The organism is Curtobacterium sp. 314Chir4.1 (assembly GCF_900215175.1).
GTDB lineage: Bacteria > Actinomycetota > Actinomycetes > Actinomycetales > Microbacteriaceae > Curtobacterium > Curtobacterium pusillum_A.
On the sequence record NZ_OCMI01000001.1, the window covers coordinates 438,646 to 463,356 of the forward strand.

The 24,711-nt window shown below is 71.6% G+C and carries 23 protein-coding genes; 16 read left to right on the forward strand and 7 right to left on the reverse strand.

What is annotated here, in order from left to right:
- The first annotated feature begins 33 nt into the window (after nt 1–33).
- The 6 genes from CRP27_RS01990 to CRP27_RS02015 all read left to right on the forward strand — a co-directional run bounded on the left by CRP27_RS01990 (nt 34) and on the right by CRP27_RS02015 (nt 8,532).
- Complete coding sequence (locus CRP27_RS01990; RefSeq protein ID WP_097179083.1) at nt 34–1,056, forward strand: YafY family protein; 1,023 nt, start codon at nt 34–36, stop codon at nt 1,054–1,056.
- Nucleotides 1,049–2,020, forward strand: a complete 972-nt coding sequence (locus CRP27_RS01995) for a YafY family protein (RefSeq protein ID WP_079236070.1) — start codon at nt 1,049–1,051, stop codon at nt 2,018–2,020. The genes CRP27_RS01990 and CRP27_RS01995 overlap by 8 nt, the downstream gene beginning before the upstream one ends.
- 1,169 nt (nt 2,021–3,189) lie before the next feature.
- On the forward strand, nt 3,190–3,942 hold the full coding sequence (tatC, locus tag CRP27_RS02000; protein ID WP_097179599.1) for a twin-arginine translocase subunit TatC: 753 nt from the start codon (nt 3,190–3,192) through the stop codon (nt 3,940–3,942).
- Nucleotides 3,939–6,401, forward strand: coding sequence for an RNA helicase (locus tag CRP27_RS02005; protein WP_097179084.1), 2,463 nt, complete (start codon nt 3,939–3,941; stop codon nt 6,399–6,401). Before tatC ends, CRP27_RS02005 begins: the two co-directional genes overlap by 4 nt.
- Before the next feature lie 101 nt (nt 6,402–6,502).
- Nucleotides 6,503–8,077, forward strand: coding sequence for an apolipoprotein N-acyltransferase (gene lnt, locus CRP27_RS02010; RefSeq protein ID WP_097179085.1), 1,575 nt, complete (start codon nt 6,503–6,505; stop codon nt 8,075–8,077).
- A gap of 104 nt (nt 8,078–8,181) precedes the next feature.
- Nucleotides 8,182–8,532 carry an RNA polymerase-binding protein RbpA gene (locus tag CRP27_RS02015; RefSeq protein WP_079236067.1) on the forward strand — a complete coding sequence of 117 codons (351 nt, stop codon included), beginning with the start codon at nt 8,182–8,184 and terminating at the stop codon, nt 8,530–8,532.
- Between the two features lie 73 nt (nt 8,533–8,605).
- On the opposite strand, the gene CRP27_RS02020 is transcribed toward CRP27_RS02015, so the two are convergent.
- Together CRP27_RS02020 and CRP27_RS02025 are read right to left on the reverse strand one after the other, a co-directional pair.
- Nucleotides 8,606–9,820: an SPFH domain-containing protein gene (locus CRP27_RS02020; RefSeq protein WP_369680007.1), complete on the reverse strand. Its 1,215-nt coding sequence runs from the start codon at nt 9,818–9,820 to the stop codon at nt 8,606–8,608.
- Between the two features lie 5 nt (nt 9,821–9,825).
- Nucleotides 9,826–10,299: an NfeD family protein gene (locus tag CRP27_RS02025; RefSeq protein WP_255257399.1), complete on the reverse strand. Its 474-nt coding sequence runs from the start codon at nt 10,297–10,299 to the stop codon at nt 9,826–9,828.
- A gap of 155 nt (nt 10,300–10,454) precedes the next feature.
- Here CRP27_RS02025 and CRP27_RS02030 point away from each other — a divergent pair, with 155 nt between their 5' ends.
- The 5 genes from CRP27_RS02030 (at nt 10,455) to CRP27_RS18085 (ending at nt 14,804) form a co-directional block, all read left to right on the forward strand.
- A complete protein-coding gene (locus tag CRP27_RS02030; RefSeq protein ID WP_097179087.1) occupies nt 10,455–11,219 on the forward strand; it encodes an SDR family oxidoreductase in 765 nt (254 codons plus the stop codon).
- A gap of 23 nt (nt 11,220–11,242) precedes the next feature.
- Nucleotides 11,243–11,698 carry an NUDIX hydrolase gene (locus tag CRP27_RS02035; RefSeq protein ID WP_079236064.1) on the forward strand — a complete coding sequence of 152 codons (456 nt, stop codon included), beginning with the start codon at nt 11,243–11,245 and terminating at the stop codon, nt 11,696–11,698.
- A 59-nt stretch (nt 11,699–11,757) separates the two neighbouring features.
- Nucleotides 11,758–14,124: an excinuclease ABC subunit UvrA gene (locus CRP27_RS02040; RefSeq protein ID WP_097179601.1), complete on the forward strand. Its 2,367-nt coding sequence runs from the start codon at nt 11,758–11,760 to the stop codon at nt 14,122–14,124.
- 130 nt (nt 14,125–14,254) lie between these two features.
- Nucleotides 14,255–14,524 carry a hypothetical protein gene (locus tag CRP27_RS02045; protein WP_097179088.1) on the forward strand — a complete coding sequence of 90 codons (270 nt, stop codon included), beginning with the start codon at nt 14,255–14,257 and terminating at the stop codon, nt 14,522–14,524.
- Nucleotides 14,525–14,627: 103 nt separating this feature from the next.
- On the forward strand, nt 14,628–14,804 hold the full coding sequence (locus CRP27_RS18085; protein ID WP_176505427.1) for a hypothetical protein: 177 nt from the start codon (nt 14,628–14,630) through the stop codon (nt 14,802–14,804).
- Nucleotides 14,805–14,832: 28 nt separating this feature from the next.
- On the opposite strand, the gene CRP27_RS02050 is transcribed toward CRP27_RS18085, so the two are convergent.
- The 3 genes from CRP27_RS02050 to CRP27_RS02060 all read right to left on the reverse strand — a co-directional run bounded on the left by CRP27_RS02050 (nt 14,833) and on the right by CRP27_RS02060 (nt 18,170).
- Nucleotides 14,833–15,825, reverse strand: a complete 993-nt coding sequence (locus CRP27_RS02050) for an ATP-grasp domain-containing protein (protein WP_097179089.1) — start codon at nt 15,823–15,825, stop codon at nt 14,833–14,835.
- On the reverse strand, nt 15,818–16,948 hold the full coding sequence (gene alr, locus CRP27_RS02055) for an alanine racemase (protein WP_097179090.1): 1,131 nt from the start codon (nt 16,946–16,948) through the stop codon (nt 15,818–15,820). Before alr ends, CRP27_RS02050 begins: the two co-directional genes overlap by 8 nt.
- Before the next feature lie 232 nt (nt 16,949–17,180).
- Nucleotides 17,181–18,170: a GNAT family N-acetyltransferase gene (locus CRP27_RS02060; RefSeq protein WP_097179091.1), complete on the reverse strand. Its 990-nt coding sequence runs from the start codon at nt 18,168–18,170 to the stop codon at nt 17,181–17,183.
- Between the two features lie 267 nt (nt 18,171–18,437).
- On the opposite strand from CRP27_RS02060, the gene CRP27_RS02065 reads away from it, so the two are divergent.
- The gene (locus CRP27_RS02065) at nt 18,438–19,031 is read left to right on the forward strand and encodes a dihydrofolate reductase family protein (RefSeq protein WP_097179092.1); all 594 of its coding nucleotides are present in this window, start codon (nt 18,438–18,440) and stop codon (nt 19,029–19,031) included.
- Nucleotides 19,032–19,038: 7 nt separating this feature from the next.
- Here CRP27_RS02065 and CRP27_RS02070 read toward each other — a convergent pair whose 3' ends face one another.
- The gene (locus CRP27_RS02070) at nt 19,039–20,070 is read right to left on the reverse strand and encodes an alcohol dehydrogenase catalytic domain-containing protein (RefSeq protein WP_097179093.1); all 1,032 of its coding nucleotides are present in this window, start codon (nt 20,068–20,070) and stop codon (nt 19,039–19,041) included.
- 79 nt (nt 20,071–20,149) lie between these two features.
- Between CRP27_RS02070 and CRP27_RS02075 the strand changes: the two genes are divergently transcribed.
- Nucleotides 20,150–20,590, forward strand: coding sequence for a GNAT family N-acetyltransferase (locus CRP27_RS02075; RefSeq protein ID WP_097179602.1), 441 nt, complete (start codon nt 20,150–20,152; stop codon nt 20,588–20,590).
- 126 nt (nt 20,591–20,716) lie between these two features.
- Here the strand turns inward: CRP27_RS02075 and CRP27_RS02080 are convergent, their stop codons facing one another.
- Entirely contained in the window at nt 20,717–21,397 is a 681-nt protein-coding gene (locus tag CRP27_RS02080; protein WP_097179094.1) for an SDR family NAD(P)-dependent oxidoreductase, read from the reverse strand.
- A gap of 102 nt (nt 21,398–21,499) precedes the next feature.
- Here CRP27_RS02080 and CRP27_RS02085 point away from each other — a divergent pair, with 102 nt between their 5' ends.
- From CRP27_RS02085 to CRP27_RS02095, 3 genes are all read left to right on the forward strand, one after another.
- Nucleotides 21,500–22,333, forward strand: a complete 834-nt coding sequence (locus CRP27_RS02085; protein ID WP_097179095.1) for a helix-turn-helix domain-containing protein — start codon at nt 21,500–21,502, stop codon at nt 22,331–22,333.
- Between the two features lie 90 nt (nt 22,334–22,423).
- The gene (locus CRP27_RS02090; protein WP_176505428.1) at nt 22,424–22,993 is read left to right on the forward strand and encodes a helix-turn-helix domain-containing protein; all 570 of its coding nucleotides are present in this window, start codon (nt 22,424–22,426) and stop codon (nt 22,991–22,993) included.
- On the forward strand, nt 22,990–24,243 hold the full coding sequence (locus tag CRP27_RS02095; RefSeq protein ID WP_097179097.1) for an MFS transporter: 1,254 nt from the start codon (nt 22,990–22,992) through the stop codon (nt 24,241–24,243). The genes CRP27_RS02090 and CRP27_RS02095 overlap by 4 nt, the downstream gene beginning before the upstream one ends.
- Nucleotides 24,244–24,711: the final 468 nt, after the last annotated feature.

Here is a 24,711-nt window from a genome sequence, read left to right on the forward strand (position 1 = left end):
TTCGGTGCACCCGCGCTGCCGTAGGATCGGCTCGTGCCAGCGACCCGTGTGCCCCGTGTGCCTGCCGAGGAACGGCTGTTCAGCCTGGTGCTCGCGCTGCTCTCGACGGAGTCCGGGCTGACGAAGTCCGAGATCCTCGCGAACGTGCAGGGATACCGCCAGCGGTTCACGACCGGCGGCGACAACGCCTCGCTGGAGCGCCAGTTCGAGCGCGACAAGGACGACGTCCGCGAGCTCGGCATCCCGCTCGAGACGATCGAGACCCCGGGTGCCGCGGGCAACAACCAGACGCTGCGGTACCGGATCCCGAAGGGCGAGTACGACCTGCCCGTCGACGTCCGCTTCACGCCGGACGAATCCGCGCTGCTGTCGCTCGCGGCGATGGCCTGGCGCGAGGGCGCGCTCTCCGCGGACTCCCGCCGGGGGCTCCTCAAGGTCCGTTCCGCCGGGTCGGAGGACGACGAAGGCGCCGGGGCGATCGGCGTCGACGCCTACGCCCCGCGCCTCCGTGCCCGGGACGTCGCGTTCGAACCGCTGCGCTCCGCGCTCGACCGTGCTGCAGCGGTCCGGTTCGACTACATCACGCCCGGCCAGCACGAGGCCCGCCGGCGGCAGGTCGCACCCCTGGCGCTGGTCCAGCACGGCGGCCGGTGGATGCTCGCGGCGCACGAGTTCGCCAGCGGCACGGACAAGAACTACCTGCTCTCGCGGATCGTCGGACCGGTCACGCAGTACGAGGTCGGGCAGCACCCCGCACCCGCCGGCGCCGGGGAGCGCACGCTCGCCGAGCTCGAGCGCATCTGGGCCGCCCGCACCGCCCGGATCCGGGTCGCGCCGGGGTCCGACGCCGAACGCCGCCTCGCGCGCCGCCGGGACACCGAGACGGACGACGCGGGGGTGCTCGTGCTGCACCACGTCGACCCGCAGATCCTCGCCGAGGAACTCGCCGCCTTCGGGCCGGAGGTCCAGGTGCTCGAGCCTGCCGACCTGCGCGACCGCGTGATCGCGCGCCTCCGCGCACTCGTCGCCGACCACGAAGGGACGGACCGTGGCTGAGCAGCAACCGCTCCAGGCGCAGGACAAGCTCGCGTTCCTGTTGGCCCTCGTCCCGTACCTGATCGACCGGGAGCGCGTCTCCGTGGCCGAGGCCGCCCGCCACTTCGGCGTGCCCGAGACCCGGATCCGCCGAGCCGTCGAGCTCATCGCGGTGTCCGGTGTCCCGGGCGAGACGATGCAGTACCAGCACGGCGACCTGTTCGACATCGCGTGGGACGACTTCGACCAGAACGACATGATCGTCCTGACGAACCTCGTCGCGATCGACGACTCGCCCCGGCTCTCCGCCCGCGAGGCCTCGGCCCTCATCGCCGGCCTGCAGTACCTGTCGGCGCTCCCGGAGGCCGCCGACCGCGACGCCATCCGGGCGCTCATGGCGAAGCTGTCCCGCGGAGCCGGGGGAGCGGCGGCGAACGTCGCCGTCGGTCAGGACCTGCACGACGTCGCCCTCGCCACGATCCGCCGCGCCATGGCCGACGGTCGCGGGCTCGCCTTCGAGTACGCCGGTCCGCGCACCCAGGGCGGTCCGCGCCGGGTCGACCCGCTGCGCGTCGAGTCGATCGACACCGACTGGTACCTCCGTGCGTGGGACCTCGACCGACAGGCGCTCCGGACGTTCCGGCTCGACCGGATGTCGGCAGTCCGGGTCGACGACCGCGCTGCGGAGAAGTCCACCGACGACGTCGTGATCCCCGACACGCTGTTCCAGCAGGCCGCCGAGGACGTCATCGTCACCGTCGAGCTCGACTCGTCGTCGCTGCCGCTCGTGGCGGACTTCCTCGCCGACACCGCCGACGCGCCCGACGACGACGGGCGGGTACGCATCCGGCTCGCGGCGTCCAACGGGTTCGACGGCGTCGTGCGCCTGGTCGCCGGGCTGCCCGGCCGCGCGGTCGTGCTCGACCCGCCCGCGGCGCGTGCCGCGGTCCGCGACTTCGCCGCCGCAGCGGTCGCCGCGTACTGAGGCGCGCCGCGACGCGGGGGCCGCGGTCCGGCCCGCGCCCGGCCTGGGCGTACCTGATGGAAACGGGCGTACTTGGTCGGTTCTTCCGACCAGGTACGCCCGTTTCCGCTTGCCATCGCACGCGTTCTGGGAAGGACCGGTCCGGCGTGCGCCCCGCGCCCGGCGCGAGCCGGCGACGGCCTGGAGGCACGGTGTCAGCCCGCCCCGCGCCTCCCGTCCGGAATCGGGCGCACCTGGCCGATTCGGGCGTACCTGGTCGGTTCTTCCGACCAGGTACGCCCGTTTCTGCTTGCCATCGCACGCGTTCTGGGAAGGACCGGTCCGGCGTGCGCCCCGCGCCCGGCGCGACCCGGCGACGGCCTGGAGGCACGGTGCCAGCCCGCCCCGCGCCTCCCGTCCGGAACCGGGCGTACCTGGTCGGTTCTTCCGACCAGGTACGCCCGTTTCCGCTTGCCATCGCACGCGTTCTGGGAAGGACCGGTCCGGCGTGCGCCCCGCGCCCGGCGCGACCCGGCGACGGCCTGGAGGCACGGTGCCAGCCCGCCCCGCGCCTCCCGTCCGGAATCGGGCGTACCTGGTCGAATCGGGCGTACCTGGTCGGTTCTTCTGACCAGGTACGCCCGTTTCTGCTTGCGATCGCACGCGTTCTGGGAAGGACCGGTCCGGCGTGCGCCCCGCGCCTGGCACGACCCGGCGACGGCCTGGAGGCACGGTGTCAGCCCGCCCCGCGCCTCCCGTCCGCCATCGGGCGTACCTGGCCGATTCGGGCGTACCTGGTTGGTTCTTCCGACCAGGTACGCCCGTTTCCGCTTGCCATCGCGCACGTTCTGGGAAGGATCGGTCCGGCGTGCGCCCCGCGCCTGGCACGACCCGGCGACGGCCTGGAGGCACGGTGTCAGCCCGCCCCGCGCCTCCCGTCCGCCATCGGGCGTACCTGGCCGATTCGGGCGTACCTGGTTGGTTTTTCTGACCAGGTACGCCCGTTTCCGCTTGCCATCGCGCACGTTCTGGGAAGGATCGACGCGACGCCGCGCGCGCCGCCTGTGCGAACGCACGCGCCCGCGGCGGACTGTCGGCCCCGGTCCCGTAGGATCGTGCACATGGCTTCGACGACCGCGCGCGGGCGAGCGAGGCGGACCGGGCGTCCGACGAAGGACACCGACGGCCGCATGTCGCTCGGGCAGCACCTCATCGAGCTGCGCAACCGCCTGTTCAAGGCCGTGATCGCGGTGGCGGTGTGCGCGGTGGGCGGATGGTTCCTCACCCCGTTCGTGCTCGACGCGCTGCGGTCCCCGGTCGCGCAGCTCGCCAAGGTCGGCGGGCACACGGCCGAGCTGAACTTCCCGATGATCACGGGCGCGTTCGACCTCCGGCTGCAGATCGCGATCACGATCGGCATCGTGATCTCGAGCCCGGTGTGGCTGTACCAGATCTGGGCGTTCATCGTCCCGGCACTGGTCCGGCGCGAGAAGCAGTACGTGTTCGGCTTCCTCGGCACCGCGATCCCGCTGTTCTTCGCGGGCTGCTGGTTCGGGTGGTACATCCTGCCGCACGTGGTCGGCATCCTCGGCAGCTTCGTGTCGAGCCAGGACACCTCCATCGTCGACGCGAAGGCCTACTACGACTTCGTCATCAAGCTCATCGTGGCCGTCGGCATCGCGTTCGTGCTGCCGGTGTTCCTCGTGCTGCTGAACTTCGTCGGCGTGCTGTCCGCGAGCTCGATCATGAAGTCGTGGCGGATCGCGATCCTCTGCATCCTGGTCTTCTGCGCGATCGTCACGCCGAGCGCCGACGTCATCTCGATGTTCCTGCTCGCCGTCCCGATGATCGTGCTCTACGTCGCGGCGTGCTTCGTCGCGTGGCTGCACGACCGCCGGGTCGCGAAGCGCCAGGCGAAGCTCGACGAAGAGTACGGACTGTGAGTCCCGGCAAGCAGCAGGACGCCGCCGGACCGAGCGCCGCCGAACGCTTCGCCGCTGCAAAGATCCGGAACCGTTCGCGCAACCTCGAGCTGTTCCGCGCGGACCTGCGGTTCGACCTCGACCCGTTCCAGTTCGCCGCGTGTGATGCGCTGGACCAGGGGCGGAGCGTCCTCGTGGCCGCACCGACCGGTGCGGGCAAGACGATCGTGGCGGAGTTCGCGATCTGGCTGGCGATGCGACAGCCCACGGCGAAGGTGTTCTACACGACGCCGATGAAGGCGCTGAGCAACCAGAAGTACGCCGAGCTGGTGGACGTCTACGGCGAGTCCGAGGTGGGTCTTCTCACGGGCGACACGAACGTGAACCCGCGCGCCCGGGTGGTCGTGATGACGACCGAGGTGCTCCGCAACATGATCTACGCGGACTCCGACCTGCTCGACGACCTTGCCTGGGTGGTGCTGGACGAGGTGCACTACCTCGCCGACCGCTTCCGCGGTGCCGTGTGGGAAGAAGTGATCCTGCACCTCCCGACCGAGGTCCGGCTGGTGTCCCTCAGCGCCACCGTGTCGAACGCCGAGGAGTTCGGCGACTGGCTGCAGACCGTCCGCGGCGACACCGACGTCATCGTGTCCGAGGACCGTCCGGTGCCGCTCGAGCAGCACGTGCTCGTCGGGTCGAAGATGGTGGACCTGTTCGACTCCAGCGGTGCGGCGGCGACGAACCGCGTGAACCCCGAACTGCTGCGGCTCGTCGGCGGCGCTGCCCGCAGTGAGCGGCACGGCGGCGGACACCGGGGCGGCCGGGGTCGTGGCGGGTACCACGACCGTCGCGGTCCGCGCACCGAGAAGCTGCACCGCGAGCGGATCGCGCACATGCTCGACGAGCGCATGCTCCTGCCCGCGATCTTCTTCGTGTTCAGCCGCAACGGCTGCGACCAGGGCGTCCGGAACGTCCTGCGCTCCGGGCTGTCCCTGACGACGGCACCGGAGCGCAACGAGATCCGCGAGACCGCCGAGTACCACTGCCGGACCCTCCTCGACGAGGACCTCGCCGTCCTCGGCTACTGGGAGTGGCTCGAAGGACTCGAGCGCGGCGTCGCGGCGCACCACGCGGGGCTGCTGCCGGCGTTCAAGGAGGTCGTGGAGGACCTCTTCCAGCGCAAGCTCCTCAAGGTCGTGTTCGCGACGGAGACCCTGGCGCTCGGGGTGAACATGCCCGCGCGCACGGTCGTGCTCGAGAAGCTCGAGAAGTTCAACGGCGAGGCCCGGGTACCGATCACGCCGGGGGAGTACACGCAGCTCACCGGGCGTGCTGGCCGCCGTGGGATCGACGTCGAGGGACACTCGGTCATCCAGTGGTCCGACGGCCTCGACCCGCAGGCCGTGGCGTCGCTCGCGAGCCGGCGGACGTACCCGCTCAACTCCTCGTTCAAGCCGACGTACAACATGGCCGTGAACCTCATCGACCAGTTCGGGCGCCAGCGCACCCGCGAGGTCCTGGAGACCTCGTTCGCGCAGTTCCAGGCCGACCGATCGGTGGTCGACCTCGCCCGCAAGGTCCGGTCGCAGCAGGAGTCGCTCGACGGCTACCAGCAGGCGATGCAGTGCCACCTCGGCGACTTCACCGAGTACGCGGCGTTGCGCCGCGAGCTCTCCGACCTCGAGCGCACGAACGTGCCCGGCGGCCGCGAGGCCTCGCACGGCGCCCGCGCCGAGCGCCAGGCGGCGATCACCGACGTCCGACGCCGGATGCAGCGCCACCCGTGCCACGCCTGCCCCGACCGCGAGGCCCACGCCCGCTGGTCCGAGCGCTGGTACAAGCTGAAGCGCGCCAACGACAAGCTCGTGCAGCAGATCCGCTCCCGCACGGGTGCGGTCGCCACGACGTTCGACCGCGTCACCGACGTGCTCCTGCAGCTCGGCTACCTCGTCCCCACGGGTGACGGCGAGGCGACGGTCGCCGCCGGTGGTCGACGACTGCAGCGCATCTACGGCGAACGGGACCTCCTGGTGGCCGAGTGCCTCGAGGCCGGGGTCTGGAAGGACCTCACGCCCGCGCAGCTCGCCGCGATGGCCGCCACGATCGTGTACCAGCCCCGCCGCGAGGACGCCCCCGGCACCGAGCACGCCCTGCCCCGGGGCGCCTTCCGTCCGGCGCTCGACGAGACGCTCACCATCTGGTCCCGCCTCGACGACATCGAGCGCGACGCTCGGCTCGCGGGTTCGCAGCCGCCCACCCCGGCCGCCGCGGTCGGCATGTTCCGGTGGGCGTCCGGCTCCGCGCTCGACGACGTCCTGCGGACGCTCGACCTGCCGGCCGGCGACTTCGTGCGCTGGTCGAAGCAGGTCATCGACCTCCTCGACCAGATCCGGAACGCGGGCGACGAGGACCTCGCCCAGACCGCCCGGCGGGCGACGGACGCTGTGCGCCGTGGCATCGTCGCCTACGCAGCGGTCTGACGGGAGGCACGGTGCGCGCTCCTGACTCCGCCGTGCGTCCGCGGGACGCCGGCTTCACCCCGAGACGCCGGGTCCGTCTCGAGACACCGCTGGATCCGGCGGTGTCTCGAGACCCGGGCGGTGCCTCGGTCGCTGGGTGGCGTCCTGACTTCGACGCACTCCCGCTCGGGCAGGCGTTCCCGCTCGCGGTGATCGGCGGCGTGCTGTTCGCCCTGTCGTTCCCGTCGCCTGGCTGGTGGTTCCTCGCCTACCCGGCCCTCGCGTGCATGCTGCTCGCGGCGATGGGGCAGCGCGCACGGCGCGCCGCCTGGCTCGGCTACGTCGCCGGCGCCGCCTTCTACGTCCCCGCCATCTCGTGGGCGGGCCGCTACCTCGGACCGGTCCCGTGGTTCGCGCTCGCGTTGTTCGAGGCCGTGTTCTTCGCGCTCGGCAGCGTGGCGATCGCCCTGGCGTACCGCTGGGTCGCCCGCGTGGTGCCGTCCACCGCCGGGCGCGTGTGGGGCCTCCCGGCCGTCGTCGCCGCACTCTGGACCGGACGCGAGTGCTTCTCCGGGAGCTGGCCCTACGGCGGCTTCGCCTGGGGGCGCGTCGGGCTGTCGCAGTCCGAGAGTCCCTTCGCGCACCTGGCCGCGTACGTCGGCGTCCTCGGTGTGACGTTCGTCGTCGTCTACTGCGTCGCCGTCGTGCTGTCGCTCGCGCTCGTCGTGCCGCGCGGCCCCGGTGCTGCCCTCCGTGTGCCGGTGCGGATCGCGACCGCCGGGCTCCTCGTCGCCGCGGTGCTCGCCGTCCCCGCGTGGCCGACCGCCACGAACGGGTCGATCCGCGTGGAGTCCGTCCAGGGGAACGGTCCTGCGGGGTACTTCGACCGGGCGACCCCGGGAGAGGTCCTCGACTCGCAGGTCGCCGCGACCGACGTCGACGCGAAGGGTGTGGACCTCGTGGTCTGGCCGGAGGGGTCGGCGGAGTTCGACCCCCGGCAGCAGCCCGTGATCGCGTCGGCACTCGACTCGGTGGTCGACTCCGTCGGGGCCCCGATCGTCGCCGGCGCCATCACCCAGACGCCGTCGGGCGTGCTGCACAACACCTCGTTCGTGTGGACGGCCGACGGGTGGCAGTCGTCCTACGACAAGAAGCGTCCCGTGCCGTTCGGCGAGTACGTGCCCGACCGCTGGTTCTTCTCGAAGCTCGCGCCGTCGCTCATCGGGCTGCTGCAGCGCGACTACACGCCGGGCACGAAGCCGAACGTGCTGTCCGTCGCCGGGGTCAAGGCCGGAATCGCGATCTGCTTCGACATCGTCGACGACGGGCTGACCCGGGACATGGCGCGCGGGGGAGCGCAGGTGATCCTCGCGCAGACGAACAACGCGGACTTCTCCGGCACCGACGAGAACCTGCAGCAGCTCGAGATCGCCCGGATGCGTGCCATCGAGACCGGACGCTCGCTCGTCAACATCTCGACGGTCGGGGCGTCGCAGGTGATCGACCCGACCGGGCGCACGATCGACCGGGTGCCGGAGTACACCGCGACGTCGATGATCACCGACGTGCCCCTCGGGACCTCGACGACGCCGGCGACGATCGCCTCGGGGTCGATCGCGCTCCTGCTCTCGCTCGGTGGTTTGCTCACCCTGCTCGCCTGCGCCCCGTGGGGATCGCGCACTCGCCGTCGAGCCTGAGCGCCGCGCCGTCCCACTGGGAACGGACTGTGAATGCGCCGGTCCGGGAGTGATCCCGCGTGGGACAGTGTTGGAGAGGGCAGACGAGCGAGAGGAGCACACACATGGCTGATCGGAGTCTCCGCGGCATGCGGCTCGGGAGTCAGAGCCTCCAGAGCGAGGAGGGCGTCGAGCTCTCCGACCGCAAGCGCGCGGTCTACCAGACCGATTCGGGTGAGACGTTCGACATCGTCTTCTCCGCGGACGCAGACGTTCCCCAGACCTGGTCGGAGCCCCGCTCCGGCCGCGAAGGTCGCCTGCTCGGCGACGACGGCATCCCCGTCGAGGTCGCCGAGGAGGACGTGAAGGCCCCCAGGACCCACTGGGACATGCTGCTCGAGCGGCGTTCACGTGAAGAGCTCGAGGAACTCCTGCAGGAGCGCCTGCAGTTCCTCCGCGCACGACGTGGCGCCTGACGCCACCTGACACACGACGACGCCCGCCCCGGTCATCCGGGGCGGGCGTCGTCGTGTACCGGGAGGGCCTGCGTCAGCGGCGGCCGGACCCGTCACCCGTGCGGTGACCCGACGCGTCGTCCGACTGCGGTGCGGCCTCGTCGAGCTGCGGTGCGGCCTCGTCGAGCTGCTGTGCGGCTTCGACATCGGCCGCAGCGAGGTGCGCGTCGACGCTGCGGTTCGACACGGCGAGGCGCTGGTCCAGCTCGGACTCCGGCACGATGTCCGCGGCGGTGGCATCGGCACGCGGTGCGGCGGCGGCAGCGGCGTCGGCCGAGGCGGTGTTCGCCAGGCTCTCGTTGGCGAGCTTCGAGATGCGCGACAGGAAGTCCCCGCCACCGGCGCCGGCGACGGGGCCGGTGCCGGTCCGACCACCGGAGAAGCCCTTCGCGATGCCGGACAGGGCCTCGGTGAACTCGCTCGGGATCATCCAGAGCTTGTTGGCGGTGCCCTCGGCGATCTTCGGCAGGGTCTGCAGGTACTGGTAGGAGAGCAGCTTGTCGTCCGGATCACCCGTGTGGATCGCGTCGAACACGGTAGCGATCGCCTGCGCTTCGCCTTCGGCCCGGAGGACCTGGGCCTTCGCGTCACCCTCGGCGGCGAGGATGGCGGCCTGCCGCTGGCCCTCAGCCTCGAGGATCTGGGACTGCTTCGTGCCCTCGGCCTGCAGGATCGCGGCACGACGGCTCCGCTCGGCACGCAGCTGCTGCTCCATGGCGTCCTGGATGGACACGGGCGGCTCGATCGCCTTGAGCTCGACGCGGCCGACGCGGATGCCCCACTTGCCGGTCGCTTCGTCGAGGACGACGCGGAGCTGGCCGTTGATGTTGTCGCGGCTGGTCAGGGCCTCTTCCAGGTTGAGGCCACCGACGACGTTGCGGAGCGTGGTCGTCGTGAGCTGCTCGACGGCGCCGAGGTAGTTCGCGATCTCGTAGGTCGCGGCCCGGGCGTCGGTCACCTGGAAGTAGACGACCGTGTCGATCGAGACGACCAGGTTGTCCTCGGTGATCACCGGCTGCGGCGGGAACGAGACGACCTGCTCACGCATGTCGAGCAGTGGGCGGAGACGGTCGATGAAGGGCACCAGAAGGTTCAACCCAGGGTTGAGGGTCTTGTGGTACTTCCCGAGTCGTTCGACGATCCCGGCGGTCGCCTGCGGCACGATCCGGATCGCGCGGGACAGCACGACGATCACGAAGATGACGACGACCAGGATGAGGACGAGCAGTGCGATCGTCCCGGCTGAGATGGTGGTCACGAGGTGGCCCTTTCTCCGAGGCGGACGACGGCCGTCGACCCCTCGATCGACTCGACGACCACAGGGGTCCCGAGCGGCGGTGTTCGGTCGGTGGAGCCGGTGGCGATGCGGGCGCTCCACGTCTCGCCGTTCGCCAGGCGGACCTGGCCGGGGGCGGACGAGGTGAAGGCCACGGCGACGGTGCCTGGCAGCCCGATGAGGCCCTCGATGTTGGTGCGGTGCGGGTCGGCGTTCCGCCCGAGCGCCGTCAGCAGGCGCGGGCGCACGAGCGACAGCAGCAGCAGCGCGACGACGGCCGCGATGATGGCCGACAGCCACCACGGGGCACCGAGGAGCGCGGCGATCAACCCGCCGGCGGCACCGGCCGCGAGCATGATGAAGATGAAGTCGAGGGTGAACACCTCGACCACGCCCAGCACGAGCACCAGGCCGATCCAGACGACCGTCTGGATCCAATCGATTCCGTTCACGCGATCTCCCTCCCTCGGTCGCGCGCGGCAGCTCGCAGCGTCGCGACGGCCGGTCCAACTCCGTTCAACATATCAGCACGGCGCGGCGGACGCCCAGGCGGTTGGTAGGCTCGACGGCGGCCGACCCGCCGGAACGCAACCTGGAGAACACGACTGTGAGCAACCCCCTCGCCCCCGGATCCCTCGCCGACACGCGCGCCCTCGTCACGGGGTCGTCCCGCGGCATCGGTGCCGACACCGTCGCGTACCTGGCTGAGGCCGGCGCGAAGGTCGTCGTGAACTACCGCAACAAGGCGAAGCGCGCCGAGCAGATCGCCGAGAAGATCGTCGCCGGCGGCGGATCGGCCCTCGCGGTCGGCGCCGACCTGACCGACCACGATTCGGTGCAGGCGATGGTCGACACCGTCGTGCGGGAGTGGGGCGGCATCGACCTCCTCGTCCTGAACGCCTCCGGTGGCATGGAGTCCGGTCTCGGCGAGGACTACGCGCTGCGCCTGAACCGCGACGCCCAGGTCGACATGCTGCAGACCGCCGTGCCGCACATGCCCGCCGGTTCGCGCGTCGTGTTCGTCACGAGCCACCAGGCGCACTTCGTCGAGACGGCCGAGACGATGGACGAGTACGTCCCGGTCGCGAAGAGCAAGCGCGCCGGTGAACTGGCACTCCGCGAGCTCATCCCGCAGCTCGAGGCCGCCGGCATCGAGTTCGTCGTCGTCTCCGGCGACATGATCGAGGGCACGATCACCGCCACGCTCCTGAACCGCCTGAACCCCGGCGCGATCGAGGGTCGTCGGCAGGAGGTCGGCAAGCTCTACAGCGTGTCCGAGTTCGCCGCCGAGATCGCCGCGGCCGCCGTGGAGCCGATCCCGGCGGACCACACCAAGCTCGTCGGGGACGTCAGCGGCTTCACCGCCTCGTAGCGGGCACCGGTAGCCTCGGCCGGGTGACTGCTGCGCCCGGACTCCGACGGACCTCCCGCATCCTCCTGCTCGACCCGGAGGGGCGGGTGTTCCTCATGGACACCAAGGCCCCGTCGTCGGACGGCTTCCACCGGTGGATCACGCCGGGCGGCGGGGTCGACCCGGGGGAGGACCACCGTCAGGCGGCGATCCGGGAGCTCCGCGAGGAGACGGGCATCGTCATCGAGGACCCCGGTGCCCCGGTCTGGTCGTGGGACTTCGCCGTCGAGTGGGACGAGGCGGACCACGACCGTGGGCACTCCGAGTTCTACGTCGTCCGCACACCGGGCTTCGTGCTCTCCGACGCCGAGTGGACGGACGACGAGCAGGTCGACATCCTGGCCTCGCGCTGGTGGACCGCCGACGAGCTCGACGCCACCGACGAGCCGTTCGAGCCCGCCGAGCTCCCGGAGCTGGTCCGGCGCCACGGCTCGCGCTGACGCCGGCCGGTGCACCGGGTCCTCGTGCGGCGTCGGTGCCGACCGGTACCCTGATCGACATGCATACCACTGCCGAGCACGCCGCCGACAGCCACGACCGCATCCGGGTCCGGGGTGCGCGGGAGAACACCCTGCGGGACGTCGACGTCGACCTCCCGAAGCGTCGGCTGACGGTCTTCACGGGGGTGTCCGGATCAGGGAAGAGCTCGCTCGTGTTCGCGACGATCGCCGCCGAGTCACAGCGCATGATCAACGAGACGTACAGCGCGTTCGTGCAGGGGTTCATGCCGTCCCTGGCGCGGCCCGACGTCGACGTGCTCGACGGCCTGACCACGGCGATCGTCGTCGACCAGGAGCGCATCGGCGCCGATCCCCGCTCGACGGTCGGCACCGTGACCGACGCGAACGCGATGCTCCGTGTGCTCTTCAGTCGCCTCGGTACGCCGCACGTGGGTGGCCCGAACGCGTTCTCGTTCAACCTCGCGACCGTCACCGCCGGCGGCGCGATCACCGTGCAGAAGGGCAAGGACGCCAAGGCCGAGAAGGTCTCGTTCTCCCGGCTGGGCGGCATGTGCGCGGACTGCGAGGGCCGTGGCTCGGTCACGGACATCGACCTCACGCAGTTGTTCGACGACAGCAAGTCCCTCGCCGACGGGGCGATCACCATCCCGGGCTACGGCACGGACGGCTGGAACGTGCGCATGTTCGCCGAGTCCGGGTACTTCGACAAGGACACCCCGATCCGCGACTTCACCGAGCAGGAGCGCCAGGACTTCCTGTACCGCGAGCCGACGAAGCAGAAGATCGCCGGGATCAACATGACGTACGAGGGGCTGGTGCTCCGGGTCCGACGGTCGTTCCTGCAGAAGGACCGCGAAGCGATGCAGCCGCACATCCGGGCCTTCGTCGACCGCGCCGTCACCTTCACGATCTGTCCGGCCTGCGGCGGTACCCGGCTGAACGACGCCGCTCGCTCGTCGACGATCGCCGGCAAGAGCATCGCCGACGTCTGCGCCATGCAGATCACCGACCTGGCGACGTGGCTGCACGCGCTCGACGAACCGAGCGTGGCGCCGCTGCTCGACGGGCTCCGAGACGCAGTGGACTCCTTCGTCGAGATCGGTCTCGGGTACCTGTCGCTCGACCGCCCCACGGGCACACTGTCCGGGGGAGAGGGGCAGCGCGTGAAGATGGTGAAGCACCTCGGTTCGTCCCTGAGCGACGTCACGTACGTGTTCGACGAGCCGAGCACCGGCCTGCACCCGCACGACATCGAGCGGATGAACGGGCTCCTGCTGCGCCTCCGCGACAAGGGCAACACCGTGCTCGTGGTGGAGCACAAGCCCGAGGTCATCGCGATCGCCGACCACGTCGTCGACCTCGGTCCCGGGGCCGGCACGAACGGCGGGTCGCTCTGCTACGAGGGGCCGGTCGAGGGTCTCCGGGGGAGTGGCACCGTGACCGGCAAGCACCTCGACGACCGCGTCACGGTGAAGCCCGTCGTGCGGGAGCGCACCGGCGTCATCGAGATCCGGGGTGCATCGGCGCACAACCTGCAGGGCGTCGACGTCGACGTCCCGACCGGAGTGCTCACCGTCGTCACGGGTGTCGCCGGATCGGGCAAGAGCACACTGATCCACGGTTCGCTCTCCCCGCTCGAGGGCGTGGTCGCGATCGACCAGGGTGCCATCCGCGGCTCCCGGCGCAGCAACCCGGCCACGTACACCGGGCTCCTCGAACCGATCCGGAAGGCGTTCGCGAAGGCCAACGGGGTGAAGCCCGCGCTGTTCAGTGCGAACTCCGAGGGCGCCTGCCCGGCGTGCAACGGCGCGGGCGTGATCTACACCGACCTCGGCATGATGGCCGGCATCGCCACCCCGTGCACGGAGTGCGACGGCAAGCGCTTCGACCAGTCGGTGCTCGAGTACCGCCTGGGTGGGAAGGACATCAGCGAGGTCCTCGCGATGCCCGTCGCCGACGCCGAGCAGTTCTTCGCCGCAGGGGAGTCGAAGATCCCGGCTGCCCACGCGATCCTCTCGCGCCTGGTCGACGTCGGACTCGGGTACCTGACGATCGGGCAGCCCCTGACGACCCTGTCCGGCGGCGAACGGCAGCGGCTCAAGCTCGCGACGTGCCTCGGCGAACCCGGCGGCGTGATCGTCCTCGACGAACCGACGACGGGCCTCCACCTGGCCGATGTCGCGCAGCTGCTGGGGTTGCTCGACCGGATGGTCGAGGCCGGACGCTCGGTCGTCGTGATCGAGCACCACCAGGCCGTGATGGCGCACGCCGACTGGCTGATCGACCTCGGACCGGGTGCCGGCCACGACGGCGGTCGCATCGTGTTCGAGGGGACGCCGGCCGAGTTGGTCGCGGCACGGTCGACGTTGACGGGGGAGCACCTGGCGGCCTACGTCGGAGCCTGATCCGGTCGGGCGGGACCACGGCGGGGTACGGATCACCTGAGCCGAACTCACGCCAGCGGACTACCGTGTGGATCGGCGTCGAGTCATCCGGTACCCGCCGGGCGGGCGCCCTCTTCGAGGAGGCACCATCATGACCACACCCGTTGCACGCAGCTCCAACAGCGGACTCGCGATCGCCGGACTCGTCCTCGGCATCGTCGGGCTCGTGCTGGCGTTCTTCATCCCGATCATCGGTCTGATCCTGGGGATCATCGGCCTGGTGCTCGCCCTCGTGGCGCGCAACCGTGGCGCTGGCAGCCGGGGCGTCCTGCTCGGTGGCATCATCATCAGCGCCATCGCGATCGTGGCCGCGATCGCCAACTGGATCATCGGTGCGATGATCGTCGCCAACACCATGTGAGTCGCTGAGAGCAGCGAGGCGGGCCGGCAGTGATGCCGACCCGCCTCGCTGCGTCCGGACTCCGTCCACGCGCACCCAGGCTGGCCCGCGTACCGTCCCGCGCATGAGCTACAGCCAGCCCGACCCAGCCGAAGAGACCACCCAGAGCGAGGCCCCGGAGCAGCCGGACACGGACCGCGAGTTCCTCGAGGAACGCGACGACGAACAGGCCGCACTCGAGATCGACTCGGACGACGTCCCCGTGGACGGCGAGGACCCCGGAGCCGACGCAGACTCCTGACCGCTCGCCCACGGAGACCTCGGCGGGGTCAGCCCTCGTCGGAGCGCGTCGCGTCCAAGAGCGCCCGGACGAGGTCGACGTAGGGGAGTCCGACCGCCGCGAACATCTGCGGCACCTGCGACTGCTCGGTGAAGCCCGGTGACGTGTTCACCTCGTTGAGGACGACGCCGTCGTCGGTGACGAAGAAGTCGAACCGTGCGACGCCCGCGCACCCGAGCGTGTCGTACAACGTCCGCGCCGCGTGCTCGATCGCGGCGTGCTGCACGTCGGTGATCCGGGCCGGCACCGTGAACTGCGCCGTCCCGTCGTACTTCTCGGTGCGACCGAAGAGTTCACCCTCTGCCACGCCGATCTCCAGGGTCGCACCCGTGTGGAGGGTCCCGGTGCGGTCGCGGAACACGGCGATGTCGACCTCGCGTCCCGTGACGAACGACTCGACCAGGACGTCGTCGCCGGCATCCCGTGCCGTTCGGACCGACGCCCTGTACTCGTCCGCGTGCCGGACGACGGAGATGCCGTTGCTCGATCCGCCGGTCGTCGGCTTCACCACGAACGGCGGCACGAGCGGGAGCCCGCCGAGGGGTTCGTCCGCCCGGAGCAGCACCGCCCGCGCCGTGCGGATCCCGACCGCCTCGGCGATGGTCTTCGTGACCCACTTGTCCATCCCGAGGGCGCCGGCTCGGACGGGGGAGCCGATGACCGGGACGCCGATCATGCCGAGGAACCCGGCGGCGGCCCCGTCCTCACCGCGGACGCCGTGCAGTGCCGGGAAGACCGCGGTGCAGGTGGTGAGCAGGGCGACCGCCTCGCTCGGCGTCAGCGCGGCACCGTCGGTGTGCCGCCAGCCTCCGGCCCGGTCGATGGTGAGCGGGACGGCATCGAGGCCGAGGGCGCGGAGCGCGCGGGTGACGGCGGCAGCGGACGCGAGCGACACCTCGTGCTCGTCGTTCGCGCCACCGCCGATGACGGCGACACGACGCCGCGACGTCTCCGGGTGCGGGGGAGCTGTGGGTTCAGGCAACGACGGCCTCCTGGGTCGTGGTGGTGCGGTGCACCCGGGCGACGCGGCTGCCGATCCGGGTCACGATCTCGTGTTCGATGGTGTCCGACCAGCCGGCCCAGTCCCGGACCGTCGGTTCGCCGTCGTGGCCGCGGCCGAACAGGGTGACGGTCTCGCCGAGGTCCAGGCGGTCGTCACCGGTGTCGACGACGACCATGTCCATCGAGAAGCGACCGACCAGGGGCCGACGCCGTCCGCGTACCAGGACCTCGGCGCGTTCTGATGCGGCACGGGGGAGCCCGTCGCCGTAGCCGAGGGGGAGGAGCGCCAGGTTCGTGCGGCGGTCCGCGACGTGGTCGAGGCCGTAGCCGATGCCTGTCCCGGCGTCGATCGACCGGGTGCCGACGACGGGCGCGGTGAGCGAGAGGGTCGGCTTCAGGTCGGTCGACGTCCCGGAGGGGTCGATGCCGAACAAGCCCGCCCCGATCCGGTGCACGTCGTACCCGTCGCCGACGCCGGTGACCGTGGCCGCGGTGGCCGCGAGGTGCGTGACGAACCCGGACAGCCCCCGTCGTCGGGCGGTGCGGACGGCGTTCGCGAACAGGAGCTGCTCCCGGGTGTTCTGCGGATCACCGGGTCGGTCGGCGCAGGACATGTGCCCCATCACCCCGACGACCCGGACCGTGCCGGTCGCCTCCAGCTCGCGCGCCGCGGCGCAGAGAGCCGGCCAGGTCGCCGGAGCGGCGCCGTCCCGCGCCATGCCGACGTCGGCGTGCAGGTGCACGCGCGCACGCCGCCCGGTCCGCGCGGCGGCTCGGCTCACCGCACTGAGCAGCTCCGGCCCGGACACGGCGACGTCGACGTCGGCGAGCAGGGCGGCGTCGAAGTCGGCGTCAACGGGGTTCAGCCAGCACAGGACCGGGACGTCGGTGACGTGCTCGCGGATCGCGAGCGCCTCGTCGACGGTGGTCACGCCGATCGAGGTCGCGCCGGCCGCGACGACCGACTCCGCGATCGCGCCGTGTCCGAAGCCGTCGGCCTTCAGGACCGCCATCACCCGTCCGCCCGTGCGCGCGGTGAAGACGGCCGTGTTGGCGCGGACCGCGTCGTCGTGGACGACGAGCTGCGGGGCAGATGACGACATGGGGCCTCCTCGGGCGCTGCGACTGGGCTGCAGAACACGAGCCTGCCGCCGTCGACCGGCGGCCGAATCGGCCGCGCGGACGACGCGGCTCGTCGCGAGACTGATGTCGGCCGCGTCGAGCGGATGACGTCCGTCGTCCACCGGGTGGGGCAGTCGGCCTGGAGGCGCGGATCACGTGAGCGGACCGGCTCGGGTGATCCGCGCCTCCAGGCCAGGGCCTCGATCGCGCCCCTCAGGAACGTCGCTGCGTGGCCTGCCAGAGCGACACGGCCGCGGTCCGCGCGGCGCGCGGCAGGGGAGACGAGGCGATCGTCGCGTAGGACCGCTCGGTCGCGCCGAGCGACGTCTTGAACCGTGCGATGCCGTCGTCGACGCGACCGACGAGGTCCGCCGCGGTGTGACCATGGTCGAGCGACCAGCGCAGGACGTCGTGGTACAGCGACGTGCTCGGGTTGGCGGCGCGGTGCTCCCGCAGGGTGCCACCGGCCCAGACCGAGACGACGGGCTGGCTCCCGAGAGCCACGATCACGCCGGAGGTCTCGCCGGCGACGACCGCGGCACCGATGTAGACGTCGTCACGGTCCGCAGCCCACCGCTCGATCCGGGCGCCGATCTCCTCCGGGTAGGGCGACGGCACGCCGCGGACCTCGTACGACTCGCTGAGGACGCGGGGGAGGAAGGCGGTGGTCTCGCCGGGGGCGGCGGGCCGGACCGCCACGGCGTTGCGCTCCGCGTCGCGCAGGGATCGCCGGGCGTTCCGGTTCATGCCGGCGACGAGCCGTTCGGGCGAGGAGTCCTCCAGGTCGATCACGTAGGTCCGGTCGACCGTCCACTCGGCACCCGCGCGGTCCAGGTCGGCCTCGGACGGCGTCACCGCCGGACTGAGGTCGAACCGGGCGATCGGCACGCCGTGGCGGAACTGCCACGAGCGGAAGGCGCGCAGGGTGTCCGGCAGGTGCTCAGCGGGCACCAGGGGGCCGACGAAGGGGAACGGGGGATCGGCCGGTCGTGGAATGCGCCCCGGACGGAGCAGGACGGGGAAGACACCGATCGGGGTGCCGCCGTGCGCGACCACCAGGGGGACGAACCGCCACCCGAAGACGTCCGACTGCAGCTGCAACCACGACCAGTCGTGGAACCCGGTGGCACCGGGACTCGTCGCGACCAGGCTGTTCCACTCCCGCGGATCGTCCGTCGTGCTGAAGCGGATCGGTGCACCCACGGTGGTCTCCTGTTCGGTGCGCGTCGTCGCACGGTGCTCCGTTGCGCTGCGCCGTGAGCCTAGTGAGCGTCGTGGGTCCGCACGGGTGTCGCGCTGGAACCTTGCGGATTGCCGTTGCGGGTTCGCGTTCCCACGATCCGACCGGGCGCCGATAATGCATATTATGTCAACTCACCCGGATCGAGACCGTGCTCTGGCGGGCCGTACCGCTCCCCTCTAGCATCGCCGTCGTGAGCACTGTGGAGTGCTCGGAACCGGCGGTGTCCCATGCGGCAGCTCGTCCTGAAGATGTCGATGTCCCTCGACGGCCACGTCGCCGGCACACGTGCGGAGTCCGACTGGATGTTCCGTGCCGCCAGTCCGGACTCGGCGGCCTGGGTGCTCGACACGGTGTCGAGTGCCGGCGTGCACGCGTTCGGTCGGCGTGCGTTCGAGTCGATCGCGGCGTTCTGGGCGAACGCGACGACACCCGTCGCCCAGGCGATGAACAGCATCCCGAAGGTCGTGTTCACCCGCCAGGCGGCGTTCGACCCGGCGACGGTCGACATGGGTGGAGCGGACTCCCCCGCCGCCGCGACGTGGACCGGCGCCCGAGTGGCGAACGGCGACCTGACGAGCGAGATCGACCGCCTGCGTGCCGAGGACGGTGCGGACGTGCTGGCCCAGGGCGGGACGGACTTCTGCCGGAGCCTGGTGAGCGCCGGGCTCGTCGACGAGTACCGCCTGGTGGTCCTGCCCGTCGTCCTCGGCGCGGGCGCCGGGATCTTCTCTGGGCTCCAGGACGAACTGGACCTGACGCTGGTCAGCTCGACGGTGTTCGCGGGCAACGCGAAGGCGGACGTGTACCGGCCGAAGCGCTGAGGACGGCTCAGAACACCGCGACCGTCATGCCGGCGGAGGTCGCGGGCCGGTCCATCGCCAGGATCGCCTCTGGCAGCTCGTCGAACCCGATCGTCCGACCGATCGAATCGGCGGGACGGAGTCGCCCGGCCACGACGTCGTCGAGCATCGCGGCGTACTCCCCCACCGAGATCCCGTGGCTGCCGAGCAGCTCGAGTTCGTCCCCGATGACCCGGCCCATCGGGATCGCCGGCACCGCCTCGTCGTCGAGCAGCAGCCCGACCTGGACGTGACGTCCGCGCGGCCGCAGCGATGCGACCGCGGCGACGGAGGTCGCGCGGCTCCCGAACGCGTCCACGGAGACGTGGGCTCCACCGCCGGTGACCCGTCGCACGGTGTCCCCGACGGCGTCGTCCATCGGCACCGCGACCGCACCGAGGGCTTCGGCGCGTGTGAGGGCGGCCGGTGCGACGTCCACCGCGACGACGTTCGCCCCGGCGGCGACGGCCACGAGGACGGTGGACAGCCCGACTCCCCCGCAGCCGAACACGGCGACCCACTCCCCTGCGACGACCCGCCCGCGGGCGTGCACCGCGTGGTAGGCGGTCCCGAAGCGGCAACCGAGTCCGGCGGCCTCGGCGAACCCCACGGTGTCGGGCAGCGCGACGAGGTTGACGTCGGCGTGCGGGACCACCACGGCCTCGGCGTAGGAGCCGGGCAGCGTGAACCCGGGCTGCTGCTGTCGGGTGCAGACCTGCGTCGCTCCGTCCAGGCACTGCTCGCACGCGCCGCACGCGAAGACGAACGGGGCGGTGACCCGGTCCCCCACGGCGAACCGCGTGACGTCGGTGCCGACGGACGCCACGACGCCCGCGAACTCGTGCCCGGGCACGTGCGGCAGGCGGACCGAGTCGTCGTGCCCCTTCCAGGCGTGCCAGTCGCTCCGGCACACACCCGTCGCGGCGACCCGGACGACCACGCCGTCAGCGGGCGCCACGGGATCCGGCACCTCGACGACGGCGGGGGTGGAACCGAAGGACTCGTACTGGACGGCGCGCATCCGACCATCGTCGCAGGCCGGGCCACGGGAGGAGAACCGGCCGTTGCGCGCGTCGCTCGTCCGCCGGTTCACTGGCTGCATGAACGGACTGCGATTCTCCGCCGATCCCGACGACCTCGACGTCGCCCGTGTCCACCGCTGGCTGAGCGAGGAGTCCTACTGGGCCCGCGGGCGTGACCTCGCCACGCAGCAGGCGATCATCGCCGGTTCCCGGAACTTCGGCGTCTACGACGAGCGCACCGGCCAGCAGCTCGGCTACGCGCGGGTGATCACGGACGGTGTGACGTTCGGCTGGCTCGCCGACGTCTTCGTCGACCCGGACGCGCGCGGCCGCGGCGTCGGTGTCGCCCTCGTGCAGGGGGTGACCGACGCCGTCGAGCCGCTCGGTCTGAAGCGGTTCGCGCTCTTCACCGCCGACGCACACGGGCTGTACGAGCGGTTCGGCTTCCGCCCGCTCACCGACGCCGCCGGGTGGATGATGCGGCCCGGACCGGGATTCGGTGCCGACGTCCACGACTGAACCGACGCCCTGCGACCCGGCCACGGGACGAGCCGAGCCCGCACGTCGGAGGCGAGCCGCGCCTCCAGGCCGTCCTTCGACCGCGGATTCGACGATTCCTGCTCACTCGAGAAGCGACGCAGCGCGTCAGTATGCGATGACGCCCGTCCGGTCGTGGAACTCCCCCGTGGGGCCGTCCGCACCGATCGTCGCCAGCGCCACCGTGGCGTCCGTGCCCTCGGTGACGGTCTGGTGCCCGCCGAAGCCGTTGAACTCCGTCGCGGTGTACCCGGGGTCACTCGCGTTCACCCGGAACCCCGGCAGGAGCTTCGCGTACTGCACGGTCACCGCGATGAGCGCGGCCTTCGACGCCGGGTACGGCACCGCCGGCACCGGGTACTCGTCCCGGCCCGGGGTCGTCAGCCAGCGGGGGAAGCCCACGCCGGAGGCGACGTTCACGATCACCGGGTTCACCGACTCCCGCAGCAGCGGCAGCGCCGCCTGCGTCACGCGCACCACCCCGGTCACGTTCGTGTCGAGCACCGCGGCGATGGCGTCGGCGTCGAGATCGTCGACCCCGAACGACGTCCCGAGGATGCCCGCGTTGTTCACGAGCACGTCGAGTCCGGGCAGTTCGGCGACCGCCCGGTCGACCGAGGACTGGTCGGTGACGTCCAGCTGGACGACGTGCGCGCCGAGCGCCCGTGCGTCGTCGCCGCGCGACGGGTCGCGCATGCCGGCGTACACGGTGTGGCCTGCCTCGACGAGGCGGCGGACGGTCTCGAGCCCGAGACTGCGGTTGGCTCCGGTGATGAGTGTCGTTGTCATGCCCCCACCCTCCGCCTCCGTGGCCGGGTCCCCCAGGCACCGTTCGACAGTGGGTCCACCAGTACCAGGGAAGCCGGGAGGCGCGGGGCGAGGATGGTGGGCATGAGCGAGTTCGCGAGTGTGCTGCGTTCCTGGCGAGACCGGGTGCGTCCGGAGGAGGTCGGCCTGCCGGCCGGGCCCGGCCGACGGACGCCGGGCCTCCGTCGTGAGGAGCTCGCCGCACTCGCCGGGGTGAGCGTCGACTACGTCGTGCGCCTCGAGCAGGGCCGCGCCACGAACCCGTCCGCGCAGCTCCTCAGTGCGCTCGCGACCGCGCTCCGCCTTACCGAGGAGGAGCGCGACCACCTCTGCCGGGTCGCCTCCGTGGTGCCGCCGTCCCGCCTGGTGGTGCCCCGGCACGTCACCCCGGGTGTGCAGCGGATCGTCGATCGACTCGGCGACGTCCCGCTCGCGGTGTTCACGGCCACGCACGACATCGTCCTCTGGAACGAGCTCTGGGCGGCGATGTCCGGGGACCCGAACCGGTACACGGGGATCGAGCGGAACCTGGTCTGGCGGCACTTCATGCACGGCCACGACGGCGTGGAGTGGGACGACACCCACCAGGAGGAGTTCTCCAGCGACCTCGCCGCCGACCTCCGTGCCGCGCTCGGCCGCTACCCCGCCGACCGTGACCTGGCCGAGCTCGTCGCACGGCTCCGGCGGGACTCCCCCGAGTTCGAACGGCGCTGGAACACCGGCCGGGTCGCCGAGCACCGCGCGAGCCGCAAGACCGTCCGGACGCCGGTCGGCCCCATCGAGATCGACTGCGACGTGCTGAGCGTGCCCGGCGGCGACCTCCGCATCGTCGTCTACACGGCGGTCCCGGGCACGGAGGACGCGGCGAAGCTCGACCTGCTGCGGGTCACGGGCCTGCAGGAGCTCACGCCGCGCTGAGGCCTGTCAGACGTAGACCTGAAAGACATTTGCAGATCTCGCGGCTCGGACGTACGATCTGAAAGACCGTTTCAGATCGAGGGAGCCGCCGTGCAGGAGAACCGTCCGAACCTCGCCGAGCCCGGCGTCCTCGATGCGCTGTCCCACCCGGTGCGGCTCGACGTCCTCGGCTACCTGGCCTCCGCCGGGCCCGCGACGGCATCGCAGTGCGCCCGCGCGGTCGGGGACACCCCCTCGAACTGCAGCTACCACCTCCGGGTGCTCGCGTCCCACGGGCTGGTCGAACCCGACCCGTCGGGCGACGGTCGGTCGCGGCCGTGGCGCACGACCATCACCGGCTTCACCACCGACGGCGTCGATCCGGCGGACCTCGCCGGCCTGGACCGCATGCTCGCCGCCTCCGTCGAGCTCGACCACCACCTGCTGCGTGAGTACCTCCGCGGCCGCGACGCGGTGCCGCAGGGGTGGCGCGATGTCGACGTGCACGCCACGTACGGACTCGCACTCACACCGTCCGAGCTGGCCGAGGTCGTCGAACGCCTGGATGCGGTCGTCCGTCCGTACATCCAGGCGACCCGTCAGGGTGTCCCGGCCGACGCCGAGCACGTCCACCTCTCGCTCTCCGCGTTCCCGCGCCTGGGCTTCGGTACGGACCGGTGACCGACCTCCGGACCGCCACCCGCCGCGGGCCGGCAGGGTCGGCGATGGCGGTACCGGCGTTCCGACGGCTCTGGCTCGCCGGGCTCGTCTCGGACACCGGCGACTGGCTGATGTTCATCGCACTGCCGCTCGTCGTGCTCCAGCTCAGTGGGTCCGCCGTCGGGACGTCGTTCGCGTTCCTCCTCGAACTCGCCCCGCCGGTGCTGCTCGCCCCGGTCGTCGCGCGGGTCACCGACCGACTGTCGCACCGGCTCGTGATGGTCGTCGCGATGATCGGGCAGGCCACGACGCTCCTGCCGCTGCTCCTCGTGCACGACCGCTCGGAACTGCCGATCGTGTACGGCGTGATCATCGCCCAGGCCTCGTTCGGCGCCTTCTTCCTGCCGGCCAAGAACGCGCTGCTCCCGACGCTCGTCGGACTGGAGCGCGCGAACTCGGCCAACGCGCTCGTCGGGCTGAACAACGACCTCGGCCGGATCATCGGCGGCCCGCTCGGCGGCGTGCTCCTCGCTGTCGGGTCGATCGCGACGGTGGCGCTCATCGACGTCGCGTCGTACGTCGTCGCGGCCGCCCTGGTGCTCAGCCTGCCCCGAAGCCGCCACACCGACGCGGTGCCGTCCGCCGACACGAGCACGGAGGGCGCGAGGACCGGGGGCGTCCTCCGCGCCCTGACGGACCGACCGACGCGTGACCTCGTCGTGGTGACCACCGTGGCGTCGATCGCGCAGGGGCTCTTCCTCGTGCTGTTCGTCTTCTTCGTGACCGACGTGATCCGCGGCGACGAAGCCGACGTCGGGCTGCTGCGCGGCGTGCAGGCGATCGGCGCGATCGGCGCCGGCCTCGCGCTCGGCGTCCTCGGCGCGAGGATCGACGCGCTGCGGCTCGCGCTCATCGGGTCGAGTGCGTTCACGGTCATCACGGTGGTCTGCTGGAACGCTTCGTTCGTGTCCCACGCCGTGCCGCTCTACGCCGTGCTCTTCGCTGCCATCGGCGTGCCGGCCGTGTTCATGGGCGCCGGGATGACGAGCCTGCTGCAGCACGCGACGGACGGCTCACGCCGGGGCAGCGCGTTCGCCGCGCTCGGCCTCGGGCAGGCGGTCGGCCAGGCGATCGGGATCACCGCGGCGGGTCTGCTGCAGGAACCGATCGGCACGCTCCCCCTGCTCGAGGTCCAGGCGGGGGCCTACGCGCTCACCGCCGTCCTGGCGTTCGTCCTGCTCCGTCGAGGACCGCGCCGTGTGCGCAGCTGACGGTCGAGGACCTCGGTCGCCCCTGGTGCTCTTCGCCCGGGCGGAGACGCCGCGACGCTCGACTGCTGCGGGTCACTGGCCTGCAGGAGCTCCCGCCGAGCTGACTCCGGAAGGCGCGCCGAGCGGTCGCACGAACGGATGATCCGCCGCCGCTGGGCAGTCGCACCGGACGCGGATCCGCTCGGCGGAGCGGGTCAGCACGAACACCTCCGCATGCTCTGCACCCTCACGTTCTGGACGACCCACGTGCTGCTCCCACCCTCGAACCGACGCCACGGTGGCCTTCCCCACCCGAAGGGAAAGGCCACCGCTTCCGCACCGGCACGGAGGCGTGCCGGACGTGTTCGACGGTAGGGAGCGTGCCATGCGGATGCCATCCGCTGTGCGCGGCACCACCGTCGATGTGCGCGGAACCCGTCACCTGGCGGGTTCTGGGCACGGTTGACGTGTCACCGCCGGGTAGAGTCG

Coding starts and splice junctions, on each gene's coding strand:
- tatC (WP_097179599.1), top strand. CDS start 3,190: ATGTCGCTCGGGCAGCACCTCATCGAGCTGCGCAACCGCCTGTTCAAG.
- CRP27_RS02015 (WP_079236067.1), top strand. CDS start 8,182: ATGGCTGATCGGAGTCTCCGCGGCATGCGGCTCGGGAGTCAGAGCCTC.
- CRP27_RS02040 (WP_097179601.1), top strand. CDS start 11,758: ATGCATACCACTGCCGAGCACGCCGCCGACAGCCACGACCGCATCCGG.
- CRP27_RS02045 (WP_097179088.1), top strand. CDS start 14,255: ATGACCACACCCGTTGCACGCAGCTCCAACAGCGGACTCGCGATCGCC.
- CRP27_RS18085 (WP_176505427.1), top strand. CDS start 14,628: ATGAGCTACAGCCAGCCCGACCCAGCCGAAGAGACCACCCAGAGCGAG.
- alr (WP_097179090.1), bottom strand. CDS start 16,948: ATGTCGTCATCTGCCCCGCAGCTCGTCGTCCACGACGACGCGGTCCGC.
- CRP27_RS02065 (WP_097179092.1), top strand. CDS start 18,438: ATGCGGCAGCTCGTCCTGAAGATGTCGATGTCCCTCGACGGCCACGTC.
- CRP27_RS02070 (WP_097179093.1), bottom strand. CDS start 20,070: ATGCGCGCCGTCCAGTACGAGTCCTTCGGTTCCACCCCCGCCGTCGTC.
- CRP27_RS02075 (WP_097179602.1), top strand. CDS start 20,150: ATGAACGGACTGCGATTCTCCGCCGATCCCGACGACCTCGACGTCGCC.
- CRP27_RS02080 (WP_097179094.1), bottom strand. CDS start 21,397: ATGACAACGACACTCATCACCGGAGCCAACCGCAGTCTCGGGCTCGAG.
- CRP27_RS02085 (WP_097179095.1), top strand. CDS start 21,500: ATGAGCGAGTTCGCGAGTGTGCTGCGTTCCTGGCGAGACCGGGTGCGT.